General features: G+C 70.5%; 11 protein-coding genes. 5 read left to right on the plus strand and 6 right to left on the minus strand.

From position 1 onward, the window contains the following. Positions 1 to 16: 16 nt before the first annotated feature. Positions 17 to 2,572, minus strand: a complete 2,556-nt coding sequence (locus NOV74_RS13070; protein WP_257313253.1) for a TolB-like translocation protein — start codon at positions 2,570 to 2,572, stop codon at positions 17 to 19. 99 nt (positions 2,573 to 2,671) lie between these two features. Between NOV74_RS13070 and NOV74_RS13075 the strand changes: the two genes are divergently transcribed. Genes NOV74_RS13075 through mutL form a run of 5 tightly spaced genes read left to right on the plus strand, consistent with a single transcriptional unit; the run spans position 2,672 to position 7,725 of the window. Further along, positions 2,672 to 3,649: an FAD:protein FMN transferase gene (locus NOV74_RS13075; protein ID WP_257313257.1), complete on the plus strand. Its 978-nt coding sequence runs from the start codon at positions 2,672 to 2,674 to the stop codon at positions 3,647 to 3,649. Then, positions 3,646 to 4,929 (plus strand): TonB-dependent receptor, encoded by a 1,284-nt coding sequence (locus NOV74_RS13080; RefSeq protein WP_257313259.1) that lies wholly within the window; start codon positions 3,646 to 3,648, stop codon positions 4,927 to 4,929. The genes NOV74_RS13075 and NOV74_RS13080 overlap by 4 nt, the downstream gene beginning before the upstream one ends. An 8-nt stretch (positions 4,930 to 4,937) precedes the next feature. Continuing rightward, positions 4,938 to 5,456: an FMN-binding protein gene (locus NOV74_RS13085; protein ID WP_257313262.1), complete on the plus strand. Its 519-nt coding sequence runs from the start codon at positions 4,938 to 4,940 to the stop codon at positions 5,454 to 5,456. Further along, positions 5,453 to 5,905, plus strand: coding sequence for a hypothetical protein (locus tag NOV74_RS13090; RefSeq protein WP_257313265.1), 453 nt, complete (start codon positions 5,453 to 5,455; stop codon positions 5,903 to 5,905). Before NOV74_RS13085 ends, NOV74_RS13090 begins: the two co-directional genes overlap by 4 nt. Positions 5,906 to 5,940: 35 nt before the next feature. Further along, on the plus strand, positions 5,941 to 7,725 hold the full coding sequence (mutL, locus tag NOV74_RS13095) for a DNA mismatch repair endonuclease MutL (RefSeq protein ID WP_257313269.1): 1,785 nt from the start codon (positions 5,941 to 5,943) through the stop codon (positions 7,723 to 7,725). 128 nt (positions 7,726 to 7,853) lie between these two features. Here the strand turns inward: mutL and NOV74_RS13100 are convergent, their stop codons facing one another. From NOV74_RS13100 to bamD, 5 genes are read right to left on the minus strand one after another with little or no spacing between them, the layout of a single operon-like run. Further along, positions 7,854 to 10,892 carry a sigma 54-interacting transcriptional regulator gene (locus NOV74_RS13100; RefSeq protein ID WP_257313272.1) on the minus strand — a complete coding sequence of 1,013 codons (3,039 nt, stop codon included), beginning with the start codon at positions 10,890 to 10,892 and terminating at the stop codon, positions 7,854 to 7,856. Continuing rightward, positions 10,886 to 12,157 carry a 3-phosphoshikimate 1-carboxyvinyltransferase gene (locus NOV74_RS13105; RefSeq protein WP_257313274.1) on the minus strand — a complete coding sequence of 424 codons (1,272 nt, stop codon included), beginning with the start codon at positions 12,155 to 12,157 and terminating at the stop codon, positions 10,886 to 10,888. Before NOV74_RS13105 ends, NOV74_RS13100 begins: the two co-directional genes overlap by 7 nt. Positions 12,158 to 12,209: 52 nt before the next feature. Beyond that, positions 12,210 to 12,599, minus strand: a complete 390-nt coding sequence (locus NOV74_RS13110; RefSeq protein WP_257313276.1) for a hypothetical protein — start codon at positions 12,597 to 12,599, stop codon at positions 12,210 to 12,212. 12 nt (positions 12,600 to 12,611) lie between these two features. Beyond that, on the minus strand, positions 12,612 to 14,645 hold the full coding sequence (locus NOV74_RS13115; protein WP_257313279.1) for a S1C family serine protease: 2,034 nt from the start codon (positions 14,643 to 14,645) through the stop codon (positions 12,612 to 12,614). Between the two features lies 1 nt (position 14,646). Beyond that, positions 14,647 to 16,203 carry an outer membrane protein assembly factor BamD gene (gene bamD, locus NOV74_RS13120; protein WP_257313281.1) on the minus strand — a complete coding sequence of 519 codons (1,557 nt, stop codon included), beginning with the start codon at positions 16,201 to 16,203 and terminating at the stop codon, positions 14,647 to 14,649. Positions 16,204 to 16,215: the final 12 nt, after the last annotated feature.

Below are 16,215 nucleotides of genomic sequence, written 5' to 3' on the forward strand. Positions count from 1 at the left end.
GATTCCGAGGAGGACATCACGGCCGCACGATCACGCTGAGGGTTCCCACAGTACGGCCCTTCATGGTGCCATCCAAGGGGCGGTGCAGGCCCAGGATGAAGGAGAGGTTGCCCGCCAGGCGCCGCAGCACGTCCGTGGGCAGGGCCAAGTTTCGACTGTCCAGCTCGAGCCCGGCCACCCGCTGCGCAGAGGGCCGGGGCGCAACGTCCTGCCAGACCACCGCGTGCTCCAGGTAGGCCCGGAGGGGGCCGAGCCCGAGCTCGCCCCGAAGGCGCCGCAGGCGGTTGCCGGTGGCGGTGTAGGCAGGCAGGGCCGCCTGAACCACCCGGTTGGCATCCAGGGAAGTGGGCAGCAGAGAGGTGCCCACACCGCCCAGGTGAAAGCGGTCCAGGGCGGTGGGATCGCCGCCGAGGCGGCCTTCCTCCAGAAGCACCGTGAGGGGTGACCAGGGATTGATCCAGCCCACTGAGAGAGCGGCCCGGGTCAGGCTCCAACGGTGGCCCTCCGTGCGACCCTGCTGTTCGCGGGCGGCCAGGGCGAGGCGGAAGCCCAGGTCGTCGCGGCTCCAGAAGCTGCCCAGGGCCGCCTCCACGCCCCAGAGGGCACGGTTGAGGGAAGCCTCGTCTGCGGGTGTGGCGCGTTCGAAGGCGGCCACAGGCCGGAAGTACGTTTGGGGTCGGCCCAGGTCCATCCGCTCGAAGGCCAGTTCAGCCCCCTGCCGCTCCCGGTCGAACCCCGCCACCGGTGCGAAGCGCTGACTCGAGGGGCGTTCCAGGAGGGAGAAGGCCTGCAGGGAGGGCGCCCAACGCCAGCCGCGCCAAGTCGCGCCGGCCATGCCCCCGCGCGGGCCCGCGCCGTCGCCGAAGCCCGCCAGCACTTGCCAGTTCAAGCGATTGAGGATGTCGTTGCCGCCGGCGCCAAGCTGGGCGCTGAGGCCCGAGGGCGTCGCGCTGTAGCCGGCCAAGGTGAAGGTGTCGTGGGTTTCCCCCACGCGGTAGGGATGCGGAGTCACCGGAACCGGCGGCGGCAGGGGACTGGGCTCGTCGGCCTTGGGCAGGACCTGGTCCTTCACGAGGGGCGCGGGATCCTGGGGCAGGGGCTTCATCTCCAGGGGTGGCAGCGTCGCGTCGAGGCGGCGGATCTGGAGACCCGAGGCTCTGAGCTGGGTGTAGTAGATCCATTTGCCATCCGGCGTGGCCGCGGGGTTCCAGGCCGCAGCCAGCGTGCGGGTGAGGGGCTGGCCCATCCCGTCCACCAGGTTCCAGATGCCATCCACCTCCTTCCAGGTGGGGCCGCCGGGCGCAGCGGGTTTCGTGGGCATCGCCGTCATCGGGGTCCTGGCCAGGCCCTGGCGGAGGCGCCATTGCCGCGGTTGGGGCTGGAGCACGCCCTCGTCGTCCGGGAGCCGCAGCTGGAAGGCGATGCGATCCGGAGCCGTCCACACCGGCTTCCAGGGGAGGGCCCCGTTGACCCGGCCCAGGTGGTAGGTGGGGGGCAGGATGGGCGCCAGGGGGGCATGATCAGGGGGCTCGCCGGGTTCCGGCTTGGCGTGTTTTGGCGCAGCCTTCAGCTCCCACACGTAGAGACCCGGTTTCTTGGGATCCAACACCCGGGCCAGGAGCTTCGAGCCGTCGGGGCTCAGGGCCAAGTCCGTCACCCAGCCCTGGAGCTGGGCGATGACCTCGCCTTCGCGCAGGCCCTCGGCCCGGGCCCGGCGCTCCAGCTCCAGGGCCGTGTGGGTCAGCTCGGCGCAGAAGCGCTGATAGCCGTCCTTCGGACCGAAGCCGAAGGTGGCGCTGAAGGCCGTCTCGAAGTCGCGCTTGCCGGCGAGGCGAACCCAGAGGGTCTGGAGGACCTTCGGATCTCCGGCTTGGGTTTCGAGCCATTCCAGGTAGGCGCTGCCACCCAGGTAGGCCTGGGCGCCCCCGAGGAACCCGCCCTTGCCGCTCAGGGCCTCGTAGGTGGGCAGCTTGCCTTGGATGGCCCACTGGCGCAGCACCGCCGCACGGAAGGCGCTGTGGGGACGGCCGCTTCCCGTGAGCTTGCCTTCGATAAGCGTGGCGTAGCCCTCCGTGACCCAGCGGGGCGACTTCTCCGTGAGGGGGCCCAGCACCGCGGTCCAGCGCCGCCAGAGGTTGGGTTCCCGGGCGGGTCGCAACAGGTGGTGCATGTGGGCCAGCTCATGGGCCACGGCCAGTTCCGCCCAGCCACGGTGGTGGCCGATGGGGGAATCCGTCTCGGGCTCCGTCTTCCAGAGCACGACCTGGGGCCGTTGCAGGATCGGGAAGGCCAAGCCGTTGGCCTCCATCATCGGATCCAGGATCAGCAGGTCGATGGGGCGGTGGGGGTTCTCATAGGCATACCCGACGAGGCCTAGGTACTGGGCGTGGAGGCCTTCGACGCGCCCCGCCACCTCGCGCCCGAAATCCTCGAAGGCCGCGGGGCAGTGGATGCGGTAGTGGGCCGTGGTGAAGGTGAGCCAGGGAGCATCCGGCGCCTGGGTCCGTGGAGTCGCCGCGCAGAGCAAGGCGGGCAGGAAGGCCAAGGCGGGCGGCAGGATCCGGAGGCGCATGCCCCAGTGTGGACCCGCACCGTGATGGCCGTCACATTCTGAGAATTCATCTCAAATTTGAGTTTGATTTTGAATTTAGAGTTTGTGAGACTCATTCTCATGTTTGTTAACCTCCTTCCTCTCCTCCTGGTCCCCGCCTTGGCGGCCGGCCAGGCCGCCGCACCCACCCGGGACGGGATCGCTAAAGGCCAGCCCGCCCTGGATCGCCAGGTGCTGGCCATGGGGACGGAGCTGCGCCTGCACCTGGAGGGGCCTGGCGACCTGGGCCGGGCCTCGGAGGCCGCCCTGGCGGAGGCCGCCCGCATCGAGGGCGCCTGCTCCACCTGGGACCCCGCGTCCGCCTGGAGCCGCCTGAACGCGGCCCAGGGCCGCCCCGTGGCGCTGGACCGCGAGTGGCTCGACCTGCTGGCGCAGATGAAGACCTGGCAGGCGCGCACGGACGGGGCCTTCGACCCTGTCCTGATGTCGCTGATGCAGGCCTGGGCCATCCGAGCGGGGGGTCGGACGCCAACACCGGAGGCCCTGGCGGCCGCCCGCCGCGCCTCGGGGGCCTCGCTGCTGAGCCTCGACCGGACAACGGGCACCGCCAGCCTGACCCGCCCAGATGCAGGTGTGGAGGAAGGCGGCTTCCTCAAGGGTTACGCCCTGAACCGCATGCGCCAAGCGGCGGCCACGCCGGTGGGCCTGCTCGACTTCGGGGGCCAACTGCTGGCCTGGGGCGCCCCGGTGGACGCCTCCGTGGCGGATGCCCGGGATCGCCAGCAGCCGCGTCTTTCCTTCCTACTCCACAACGCATCACTCTCCAGCAGCGGCACCTCCGAGCGGGGGCGTCACATCCTCGATCCCCGCACGGGCGAGCCCTGTCCGGCCTGGGGCAGCACGGCCGTGGTGGCCGCGGACGCCCTCACGGCGGACGTGCTGTCCACGGCCCTCTACGTACTGGGCCCCGACGCGGGCCTCGCCTGGGCCGAGCGCCAAGGCGTGGCAGCCGCCTTCCTCCTCAACGACGGAACGGTCCGAATGAGCCCGGTCTTCCGCGCCCTCCACCCCACCCTGATCCCCCGGGAGTCCCGATGAAGTCCCTGCTCACCCCCCTCATGTGCGCGCTGCTGGCCGCGCCCGTCTTCGCCCAGGAGAAGCCGGACACCAAGAAACCGTCCAGTGCCGACCAGCGCATTGCCGAACTCGAGCGCCGCCTGGATGCCATGTCCCGGGAGCTGGAAACCCAGAAGACCGGCAGTGTGATGCCGGCGGTGCCCGACGAGGGCCGCTTCGGCATGGCCCCCAGCGCCAGCAAGGTCTACGCGGTGCCTTCGGGCCTCAGCATCGGCGGCTACGGCGAGCTGCTCTACCAGGGGAAGGCAGCCACGCTCCAGGATGGCACCCACGTCGGCAGCGAGAAGACCGCCGACGCGCTGCGGATGGTCCTCTACACCGGCTACAAGTTCAGCGACCGCATCGTGTTCAACTCCGAGATCGAGTTCGAGCACGGCGGTTACAGCGACGAGCACCCCGAGGGCGAGGCCATCGCCGAGTTCTACTACCTGGACTTCTTGCTCACCAAGGCCCTCAACATCCGGGCCGGGCAGATGCTGGTGCCCATGGGCTTCATCAACGAGCTGCACGAGCCCCCGGCCTTCCTCGGCGCCCGCCGCCCGCAGGTGGAGCAAACCCTTATCCCCAGCACCTGGCACGAGATCGGTGTGGGCGTCCACGGCGACCTGCCCGGCAATCTGAGCTACCGCGTCTACCTCATGAACGGGCTCCAGGGCTCGCGGTTCAACGCCGAGGGCATCGCCGACGGTCGCCAGGATGGCAACAAGGCCAACGCCCAGAGCCTGGCCTGGACGGGCCGCCTGGACTGGACACCCCTGCCTGGCGTGCTGGTGGGTGGCAGCTTCTACACGGGGAACAGCAACCAGACCGGCACGGGCGCCGCGCTCACCACCACCGTGTGGGACGCCCACGCCGAGTACCGGGCCCAGGGCCTTCAGGTCCGGGGCCTCTACAGCCGCGCCACCAACACCGCGGCCGCCGTGGCAGCCCTGAATGCCGCGGATCCGGCCCGCGAAGTGGGCACGCGGCAGTGGGGCGGCTACCTGGAGGTGGGCTACGACCTCCTCCGGGGCGCGCGGCAGGCCCTCATCCCCTACGTCCGCTACGAGCGCCTCGATGCCCAGCAGCAGGTGGTGGCGGGCGTCTTCGCGGACGGCAGCCAGGACCGCAACCTCCTCACCACCGGCGTGGCCTACAAGCCCATCCCCCAGGTGGCCGTGAAGGCCGATTGGACCCGCGACGAGAACCGCGCCCACACGGGCCGGGACCAGTTCAGCCTGGCCCTGGGCTACACCTTCTGAGGTCTCCCATGATCCGCGTCCTGGCCCCCCTCGCCTTTTTCTTGCCGCTCTTCGCGGCCCTGCCCACCACGCAGGAGGCTCTGGCCCTGGCCTTCCCGGGCGCCCAGCTCGCCCGGAAGGAGTTCGTGCTCAGCGACGGCCAGGCGGCGCGCGCCAAGGCGCTGGCGCAGGTGGAGGTGCCGGGGCGCTGGCTTGTGGCCTACGAGGCTCGGCGGAACGGGACCCTGGTGGGCGTCGGCTTCTTCGACACCCACCGGGTCCGCACCTTAAACGAAACGCTGCTGGTGGCCCTTTCCCCCGAGGGCCGCATCCTTCGCGTGGAGGGCGTGGCCTTCCACGAGCCCGCCGAGTACATGGCCAAGGAGGCCTGGGTGAAGCAGTTCGAGGGGAAGGGCCTCGACCCGCAGCTCACCCTCAAGGGCGCCATCCATCCGCTGTCCGGCGCCACCCTCACCGCGAATGCCATGACGGACGCGGCTCGCCGTTGCCTGGCCCTGCACCAGGTGCTTTACCGGGAGGGGAAATGAGCCCGCTCGAGCGCTGGAGCCTGCACCTCGCCGCCCTGGCCACGGCGGGCACGGGCCTCATGGACGGCCTGCTGCGCTGGTTCGGCGTGCGCATGGGCGAGTTCGGCCCGGAGCCCCACCCCTGGCTCCCGGCGGCCCAGCACCTACATGTGCTCACGGCGCCCCTCCTCCTCTTCGCCCTGGGCATGACCGTGCGCGGCCACCTCCAGGCGAAGTTGAAGCGGGGCAGAGAAGCCCGCCGCACGGGCCTGGGTGCCGCCTTCCTCATCGCGCCCATGGTGCTGTCCGGCTATGCCGTGCAGGTGGTCGCCAGCCCCGCCTGGCGCACGGCCTTCAGCTGGGCCCACGGTCTCAGCGCCGGGCTCTTCCTGCTGGCCTACCTGGGCCACCTCTTCGTCCCCCACGCCCAGGTCGAGCTGCGGGCCTTCCCCGAGCGGAGGGCCGGCTGACAGTGGACCGCGGATAGCTGATAGCGTTCTAGACCATGGCCAAGATCCGCGTGCTCCCCGACCAGGTCGCGAACCAGATCGCGGCGGGCGAAGTCGTCGAGCGGCCCAGCTCGGTGCTGAAGGAGCTGGTGGAGAACGCCCTGGACGCCGGGGCCCGGCGCATCGAGATCGCCTGGGAGGAGGGCGGGAAGCGCCTGCTGGAGGTGGCGGACGACGGTTCCGGCATGGCCCGGGACGACCTCTACCTGGCCCTGGAGCGACACGCCACCAGCAAGGTGCGCACGGCCGACGACCTGGGGCATCTGGCCTCCTTCGGCTTCCGGGGCGAGGCCCTGCCCAGCATCGCCAGCGTGAGCCGCTTCGACCTGGCGAGCGCGGAGGTGGACGGCGCGGGCCACCGTCTGCGCTGCGAGTTCGGTGTCATCAAGGAGGTGGCGCCTGTCTCGCGCAGCCGGGGCACCACGGTGACGGTGCGGGACCTCTTCGCCCAACTGCCGGCGCGGCGGCGCTTCCTGAAGTCCACGGACACGGAGCACGCCCAGCTCTGGGGCGCCGTGGCCCGGCTGGCCCTCAGCGCGCCGGGCGTGCATTGGACCCTTCGCCCGGACCGCGGCGCGCCCCTGGTGCTGCCGCCCGTGGCGGACGCGGGCCAGCGATTGGGTCCTCTGCTCGGCGAAAAGCTCACCCGGCTGGTGCCCTTCGTGAATGGTGAGCTGCCCTGGCGGTTGCGGGGTTTCGTCTCGCCGCCCGACCTCAGCTTCCGTGATCGCAACCACCTCTACCTCTTCGTGAACGGCCGGTCCGTGCGGGACCGCCTGCTGCTGGCGGCCTTGTCCGAGGCCTGGTCCGGCACCTTCGCCAAGGGCTCGTACCCCGCGGCGGTGCTCTTCCTGGAGCTGCCGCCCGAGGCCGTGGACGTGAACGTGCATCCGACCAAGGCGGAAGTGCGCTTCCGCGAGCCCCAGCGCATCTTCGCCTGGGTGCGGGGCGGGGCCGAGGAAGCGTGGGCGAAGCTCAGAGGGGGGCTGGCCTCCGTGCTGGAGTTGCCGCCCAAACCCCTCGAGGCCGAGTTCGACCTGGATCCCTCCCGCCGCGCTGCGGCCCAGCATCCGCGCCTCTGGTCGGATCATTCCGGCGGGGCCCTCGCCTACCAGGCGCTCTCCGAAGCCTTCCCAGAGCGTGTGGCGGAGCCGCCGTACGTCTATGAATCCACCCCTTCGGGTGGGGCGGAACCGGCGGGCGGCATCCGCTACCTCGGGGCCTTCCAGCGAACCTACCTGCTGGCGGAGATCACGGGTGAGGCCGGCCCTGAGCTCTGGATCGTGGACCAGCATGTGGCGCATGAGCGTGTGCTCTTCGAGCGGCTCTTCTTGCGCCGCCACGCCCCCGCCATCCAGCCCCTGATGCCGCCCCAGGTGGTGCAGGTGGGGCCGGAGGCCCTGGCGCGGCTGACGCCCTTCCTCTCTGAGCTGGAGGTGGCGGGCGTGGAGGCGGAGCCCTTCGGGGACGGCGCCCTGGTGGTGCGCGGCCTGCCGGACTTCCTGGCGGACCGGGACCCCCAGGCGCTGCTGGAGGATCTGCTGGCCCGCCTGGAGCGCGAGGGCCGCGTGGATCTGGACGCCTTCCGCCGCGACCTCAACGCCGAGCTGGCCTGCCGCGCCGCCATCAAGAAGCACCACGCCCTGCCTCCGGAGCTGGCCCTGGGCCTCATCCGGGACCTGCTGGCCTGCGAGGTGCCCAACACGTGTCCGCATGGGAGGCCGATCCTGAAGAAGCTCTCCCTCGACGATCTGGAACGCAGCTTCGGGCGGCGGTTGTAGGGGCTTCCGCGGTTCGGCCTCACCACCACTGCCTGGGCCATGAGCCCTCGCGCCATCGATCAGAACCTTGGCCAGAAAAATGCCGAGGACGTGGCCACCCTTATCAAACAGTTCCGCTAGGGACTGCCTCAGCCATCTTCGCCCTTGAGGATCCGCTCCGCCGCCAGGTCCACCCCCAACCGCCGGGCGGTGGCATACAGGGCAGGGCGGGCGAGGCCCAGCGTCTGCGCAGCTTCGGCCATGCGGAAATCGCAGGCCTGGAGGGTGTCCAGCAGGAACCGCCGCTGGAAGGCCCGGGTGGCATCGTCCCAAGTGCGCGCCTGGAGCGCGGGGGCTTCCAGTTCTGGCACATGGGCGGATTTCAGGGTGCCACCCTCGCAGCGCAGGATGCCCCGCTCCAGCGCATGGAGCAGTTCGCGCACGTTTCCGGGCCAGGACAGGCGGGAAAGGGCCTGAGACAAACCGGGAGCCAGGGCGGGTACGGGCCGTTTGGCGGCGGCGGCCGCCTTCACCACCAGCCGGGGGACCAGGAAGGGGAACTCGTGACGGCGAGCCGTCAGCGGCGGCAGGCGCAGCACCGCGCCCTGGAGGCGGAAGAGCAGATCCCGCCGGAAGCTCCCGGCTTCGGTCAGCTCGTCGAGGGGACGATGCGTGGCGGCCGCGAAGCGTACGTCCACCCGGATGGATTGGTCGGATCCCACTCGGCGGATCTCGCGTTCCTGGAGCACCCGCAGCAGCAGGGACTGGAGGCGCGGCGACAGGTCCGCCACCTCGTCCAGGAACAGGGTGCCGCCCCGGGCGGCTTCGATGGCACCCCGCCGGTCTCGGTCTGCCCCCGTGAAGGCGCCCTTGGTGTGGCCGAAGAGCTCGGATTCCAGGAGGCCCTCGGCGAAGGCCGAACAGTTCACCGCCACCAGGGGACCGGAGCGTCCCGAGCGGTGGTGGAGCTCCCGCGCCGCCAGTTCCTTGCCCGTGCCGGTGGCCCCTAGGATCAGCACCGGCAGGTCCGAGGTGGCCACGCGGTCCAACTCCCGCAGGATCGAGGCCATGGGTTCGCTGCCGTCCGTCAGGAGCAGGCCGGGATCCCCGACAATTTCCATGGGGCGGACCGCCTGGAGCTGGGCCAGCCAGGGGGCCAGCAGCAGGGGTTCCAGGGGGGGCTCGGGTACGGCATCCGGGGCCTGAGCCAGCAGGACCGCACCGACGGGACAGTCCTCCCAGGTGAGGCGGTGGCCCCGCCAGATCCAACCACCCTGTTGGAAGGGCGCGAGCGCGCCATCTCGAGCCAGGCGGCTGAGGGTTCCTTCCGGGGGAGGCTCTCCGGCCCCGAGGGTGCGGCCTGCGGCGCCCTCGCCCCAGATCAGCCAGGTGGGAGTGGATCGCTGGGCCAGCCAGCGCTCCAGGAGGATCGTGGGCGCCAAGGATGGCACGGCCTCCACCGGAGGCCAGAGGACCGCGAGGCGACCCTGATGACGAGGGGACTGCGCACGGTCGGCGATGACCTGGAGGGCCAAGAGGGCCTGGGCGCGGCGGAGATCGGGTCGCCGCTCCAGCACCTGCAGCCCCAGCTCCAGCCTCATGATCTGGGTGGGACAGCCCTGCCAAGCCTCCCAGAAGATCCGTGGATCGCCGCTGCCGCGGAAGAGCCGGTGAGCCTCCCAGCTGAGGCGCGTTTCGGGATCCGCATCCGCTGGCGGATCTTCCGTCAAAGGACCCAGACTCGCCTTCAGGAACCGGGCGTAAGGATGGCCCTGAACATGCACCAGGCCTTCCCGCACCAGGTCCCAGCGCTCCCGGTCGGCCCCGTGCAGAGCCAGCAGGCCCCAGCCAGCGGGGAACTCCGGATGGGCTTCCACCAGCCGGCGGATCCGCGCCAGGGCCGCATCTGGTGCCAGGTTCACCTCGGCGAGCTGGGCCTCCTCCAGAGCCTGCCAAGGCTGGGGAAGCGGCCCGCGCAAAGCCACCCATCGGGCGTGGGCGGGAAGATCCGCCCACTTGAGGGCCAGGTGCGCGGCGTTGGAGGCGGCTCGTTCAGCCCAGCCTGCGGCTCCCAGCCGGAGGAAGTGGGCGTGGGCCAGGGTGAAGGCCCGCAGCGAGGCTTCCGGGTCGCAACTCGCGTCAGCCCGCAGCCCTTCGGCCATCCAGTGAAAGGGATCCGCGCAAGGGTGCACCTGGGTGCCCCAGCTTGGATAGCCTTCGGCGGCGGCGGCGGCTGCGGCTTCGCCCCCCCAGCGCATGCGGATCCGGTCCCAAGTCGGGTGGCCTGAGGGTAGCGGTGGGGCCGGCCGATGGATGGTTTCTTGGATATCGGCTTCCAGGGATTCGCGCCAGCCTGGGGGTTGTCCCTCGGCTGACCGGAGCTGCAGGAAGGCAGCCAAAGGCGGGTCTGGGCTGAGGCCGGCGGCCAGGCCTTCCGTAGCCAACGGCGCCAAGCCTCCAGCCGAGGCACCGAAACCCCGGGCCCAGGCCCGCAGGCGGGGATCCAAAATCCATCGCCCATCCGGGAGGGAGGCCAACCAGGGGGCGCCCACATGGGGAGCCAATCCCTCCGGCAGGGTTTCCAGTACCAGCGGTTCCGCATGGGCCTGGAGCAAGGTCCAGGGCAGCGCCGGATCCAGGGGGCCTTCGGGCAGGAGACGGCCCTCCGCATCCTGGCTCCGCAGCAGGCATTCCCACCAGCCCGGCGGTAGGCGACGGAGGGAAGCGGGAACCAACAGCTCCAGGAAGGGCGGCAAGTGGAGGGTGCCCGCTTCGTCCACCGCGCCCAGCAGGGCGATCCAGCGCAGGCGCTGGGGGCGATCCACCAACACCGAGCCCGCCGCCATCCAGGGCTCGCCGTCCCCGTCCAGCAGGGCCTCCCAGGCCCAGGCGCGTAGCTCGTCCTCACGGCTTCCCCGCATGGCGGCTGGAACGGCGGGGCTCCCATGACGGAGGAGGGCCACCCAGGTCGGGTCCGGTCGGGGGCCAAAGGCGGTGGGCAGATCCGTGACCTGCGGACCCTGGGGGCGCCGGGCGTCCTGCGTCAGGCGGGGCCAGTGTCCCTCCCGGCCGCCGAACAGCCAGGCTTGGCTGATGGCGGGCAGGGCCCAGAGGGGATCCCCCCAGCGACGACCCCGGTCCAGGCCCCAGGGGGCCTTCCAGTGGCCGAGCCAAGCGGCTCTCAGCACCCGAGCATTCCGCGCCAGACAGCCCAGAAGTCCGGAAAGGTTTTGGCCACGCAGTGGGGATCCTGCAGCTCGCCGCCGCAACGCAGGCCACCCACGGCGGCGGCAAAAGCCATCCGGTGGTCGTTCCGGGGATCGAAGGCCGCCCGTGGGCCAGGAGATGGGCCGGGGGCTACGCGCAAGGTGTGATCCCCGATCGCCTCGGCCCGGCCGCCGAGCCACCGCACCAACTCCGCCGAAGCGTCCAACCGGTCGCATTCCTTGAGCGGAAGGGTATGAAGGCCTCGGAGCTCCGAGGGGGCTGGGGCCAGGGCCGCCAGGGCCGCCAGGACAGGCCCCAGGTCGGGGCAATCCGTGAGATCCGCGTCCAGGCCGCGCTGCAGGGGGCCTTCCAGTTCCAGGGATTGGGGCCCGATCCAACGGGCGCGGCAGCCGGCCGCCTCAAGGATGGCCACCATGGCGCGATCGCCCTGGGCGTCCGCCGGGTCCAGGGGCTCCAGCCGCAGGGCACGGCCCGTCGCGGCGGCGGCGGCGAGAAAGGCCGCCGCGCCACTCCAGTCACCGGGCAGGTCCAGCTCTCGCGCGGCCAGGGCGCCGCCGGGGAGGCGCCAATGGCCTGGTTCCAAGAGGGCCTGGCAACCGAATCGGTGGAGCCACTGGGTGGTGAGGATCAGGTAGCTCGGACTCGCGACCTCAGTCCAGCGGAGGGTGCCCCCCCCGGGCAGGGCCGCGGCGGTCAGGGCCAGACCCGTGAGGAACTGGCTGCTGAGGCGGGCATCCACCGTGAGGTCCAGGGCGATCGGCGGCTCGGGGGCGGGCCGCAACCAGGCACCCTTGGCATCCGGTTCCCAGGCCGCCCCCAGGGCCGCCAAGGGCTCCAGCAGGGGCCCGAGGGGGCGTTCGAAGAGTCGCGGATCGCCCTCCAGGCGGACGGGGCCCTCGGCCTGCAGGGCCAGCCAGGGCAGAAGGAAACGGAGGGTGGTGCCGGAAGCACCAAGCCACAAAGGCCGGGAAGCCTGGGGGCGATGCCCACCCTCAATGATCCAGACCTGGTCCTGTTCCTGGAAGGCGAGCCCCAGGTCCACCAGGGCCTGTCGCATCCAGCGGGTGTCCTCGGCTTCCAGCCCGCCCCGGAACCGGCTGATTCCCGGCGCCAGGGCTGCCAGCAGCAGGGCCCGGTTGGTGACGGACTTCGAGCCGGGCACGCGAATCGGGTGCAGCGCCGCCCCCCGCGGGAGGGCATTGTCTTCAGGAAGTGACAGGAGCATAAGGCAGGGTGCCGTGAGGGGCCCCTGGCTGCAAGCTCAACCGACGTCTGACCTAACCGATGTTCTCGAAGATGGGCTTGGAGATGCGCTTGTTCGTCTCCTTGGTCCACTGGTAGACGCCGTAGAAGTCAATGGTGCGCTTGAAGCGAAGGGTGATGGTGCAGGTGCCGGCCTCCCCGCTGCCGGTCTTGGTGACCCGGATGGCGTTCTTGTCCCTCAGCACCTCTGGGATCTGCAGCTCCCGGGCCTTGTCCTTGACTTCCCGCTCGATGGTCTCGATGGGTTTCTTGGCGGCGCTGCTGGCGATGAAATCACAGGCATCCACCAGCTCGCTGTCGGCGTAGTAGACGGGGATGGCCTTGTAGCCCGCCGCGGCCAGGGTGCCGAATACGAGCAGGGAGACGATGCAGCCGAACTTGCCTTCGCCGCGCTGGTGCCTCATGGGTTCCTCCATCTACTTCAAGTCTTCGAGGGCCTGCCGGGCCAAAGGAGCGACCAGGGGGCCCTCGGGGCCGAGCAGGGTTGCCTGAGGATACTTCAGAGCCTGTCGGAATGCCTGTGTCGCTTCGGTCTGGTACGCGCTGCCCAGTCGGAGGAAGCAGAGGCCCGTGTGGTAGTCCAGGGTGCCTTGGCTCACACCGCTTGCGTTGCTGAACCGGGCGTCCCGCAGCTGCTCGATGGCCTTGTCGTACTTGTGGAAGTGCATGAGCCCAAGGCCCAGGTTCAGCCGGATGAGGTTCGCCTCATCGCCCTTGGCGCCCGCGTACTGGAGGCGCAGCTGGGCCAGCACGGCGGGGTAGCAGAGTCCTGCGGCGCCCAGGGGGATCTCCAGGGCTTCGGTCTGGATGGGGAGGGTCACCGGCGGGCCGCCCTGGGCGAGGGCCACGGTTCCCCGGGCGCTTTCCAGCACCTGGCGCAGGGCTTTGGTGGAGGGAAGCGGCTTGCCATTGGCCTGGGTGAGGGCCTTGCCGATCTGGATGCCCGCCTTCTGGGCGGCTTCGGAAGCGGACAGCACCCACGGACCCGGCTCGCCGGGCAGGTCGAGGAGGACAAGGCCCAGGCCTGGTTCGTGGAGGGACGGCACGGCGTTGAGGCGCGCCGCCAGCGGGCCGAGAGGATCTTCCTCCAGGGGTTTCACCAGCAGGCGTTCCTCCTCGCCCTCGAGGGTGGCCACCCTCAGCTCCACCTGATGGATGACCTTGTCGGGCACCGGGGTGGCGAGGAGGACAAGCTCGGCCTCGTGGGAAGCCTGCACCCGCGCCAAGGCCTCTTTCGGCGTCTCGCCAGGATGGGCGGGTAGGAAGGCCACCTGCTGGAGTCGCCCGCCAAGACCTTCCAGCAGAGACTCGAACCGGGCCCGGCCCGTGAACTCGGTCTCCCCTTCCAGGCCGAGGAAGGCTAGGCGCGGCTTGGGCCGCGCTTCCACCGTCAAGGCCTTGCCCTCCTCCACGGTGATGCGTCGGTAGAACCCTCCGGCCGGAAACCGGACCAGCAGATCGTACGGTCCTGAGCAGACCGGCAGCTGGGCCACGGGCAGGGGTCCCTGGCTCTGGCCGGAGAGGAACAGCTCGCCGCCAGGCCAGGCCGAACTGACGGACAGAAGCCCCTTGGAGGCCTCCAGGCGGATGGGCTCCAGGGTGTGATCAGCCCAGGGAGTGGCCAGGTTTGCCTCCATCTCGAGCACCTTGGTGCGATGGCAGGGCGCGCGTAGTTCGAGTTGATGCTTGCCGGCGGTCAGTTCACCAATGACGAAGGCCGCCGAGATGTCCTCCGGGCGCAGGCCCAGGGGTGTGACCAGAGGGGCTGCATCGGGACCCGCATGGCCTTGAGTCCGGCCCAGGCTCTGGCCGTCCAGCAGGACTTCCGCCCCGCTGGGTTGCACATAGAGGGTGACGGTGGAGGATACGCGCGTGAGTTTGAAGTCCGCGGTCTTGGTGTCCCGGGGCACGAGTTCCAGGCTCAGTTCGACGGGAGTGTAGCCCGGCCGGCTGTAGACCAGCTTGTGGGTGCCGAAAGGAAGGAAGCGATGGGCCAGCGGCGGGCCCGGCCGATCATCCACGGACAGGGTGCCTCCCTCCGGTGAGTAGGTGAACTTCACTGGGGCGTACTTCTCCGCCTTCAGGCGATCAAAGACGGTGGCCAGGCGCTGGGAGGTGAGGGCGCGATCCACTTCGAAATCCGGATTCAGGTCGAGGAGGGCCTGGAGCCGGCCCTGCGCCCGGGACTTGGTCTGGGCGCCACGGTCATCCAGCACCGCCAGCCAGTTGTAGCTTTCACAGAGAATCTGCGACCAAGCTGGCTCCAACGTGGCGGCTTTGGGAGCCAAGGCCCCGACCACCTGCTCGAACCGGGTCGTGGCGCCCTCGCGGTCGCCCTGGGTAGCCCAGAGGGTCTTGGCCTGGAGGAAGGTGTCCTTGAGGGTGGGATCCTGGGCCGCAAGGCCGAGGGCCAGCAGGAAGGCGAAGGGGAGGAGTCGGCGGAGGCGCATGTCAATTCAACCGGATCAGGAGATCGTTGCGGCGGTCGCAGAGGATGAGGCCGCCGGAGCGATCCAGGGCGAGGGAGGTGATGTGGCCACTGATGCCCAGGCTCTTGAGGGTGGCCTGGCGGAGGACCGCCCCCTGGGGGCCGAGGATCATGATCCCCTCTCCAAAGTCACCCCCCTCGACGAGCGCGGCCACCTGCCCCGCCCCGTCCGAAGCCAGGGCGATCACATACCGGAAGGGGACCGGCAGATCCTTGCCATAGGGGACCACGGCGCGGGGCTGGCCATCGGCATCCAGGAAGAGCAGCTTGCGATCCGCATCCGCGGCGATGACCATGCCCCCGGTGGGCAGGGGCGCCAGGGCGTTGGCCGTGGGGGAAGCCACCGGTCGGGAAGCCCCATCTGGGCTGAAGACAGTCAGCGCGGGTGTTTTCGCGTCCGCCACCCAGAGGGCGCCCCAGCGATCCAGGGCGGCTCCGGTGATGGCGCCCAGTCTGTTCAGTGGCGTCGGCGCCCCCTGCTCCCGGAGGAGGCCGGCTTTGGACAGGAGCCAGACCCCGCCTGCGGGCGTGGCGACCACGGCCTTGGCACCCGGGACGCCGGGGCCGATGGGAGCGAGATCGCCGTTGTGGAGCCGGAAGGCATGATCCAAGTCGGACTGGTAGATGATCAGATCCCCATCGGGCGCAGTGGCCAGCAGGGTGGGCGTCTTGAGCCACTTCGCCCGGCCCGCGGGCCAGGGACCGTCGTTACTCAGCGGGGGCTTCTGCAGCCGGTGCTTCACGCGCACGGCCATGCGCCAGGTGGCTTCCTGGGCTTCGAGGCTCTGGGGCGCCCGGGTCCGGAGTTGCTGGAGCATCCGGAGGCAACCCGGCAGGTCGCCCAGCAGATCCATCGTTTCGGCGGCCTCCAGCATGGCCCGGGGTGCCACGGCAGCATCGGGATGGGTCCTGAAGGCTTCTACGAATTGCTGGAGAGCCCGGCCCCACTGCCCCTGGTCCCGCCAAGCCTTCCCCAGGCGGAAGCGGGCTTCCGGCACAGAGGAGGACTCGGGAAAAAGGTCGAGGACCCGGTTGAACTCCGCCATGGCGTCCTTCAACTCCGTGGAGCGTCGGGCCTGCCGGGCGAGCAGGATACCCCGCAGCAGCAGTCCCTCCGCGGCTTCGGGCGTCCGGATGTACTCGGCTTTCAACCGGTCCAGGTAGGGCAAGGCCGCCTCGGGCTTATGCTCCACCTCCATCTGGTGGCGGGCGAGGGCCAGGAGGGCCTGGGGGGCGAATCCGCTCTTGGGCGCGGACTGGAGCAGCTGGCCCCAGGTGTCGACGGCCTCTTTGTAGGCCTTGGCGGCGTACGCGCGTTCACCGCTCCGGTACAGCCGCTCGGCCAGGTCGCCTTCCTGGCCAAGGGCCGGCATCTGGACCAGGGCCGGCAGGGCGCAAAGCAGGGCGACCGGGGTGCGTGACCAGGGGGATGCGGGCGACATGGAAGCCTCGGGGCAGAGGGAAAGCATAGCCGCGACCCCGGGGCCGGGTTCGGTTCCCTGGTGGGGGAGGGTGGGCATGCCCCTTCCACC

The organism is Geothrix fuzhouensis, assembly GCF_024609325.1.
GTDB lineage: Bacteria > Acidobacteriota > Holophagae > Holophagales > Holophagaceae > Geothrix > Geothrix fuzhouensis.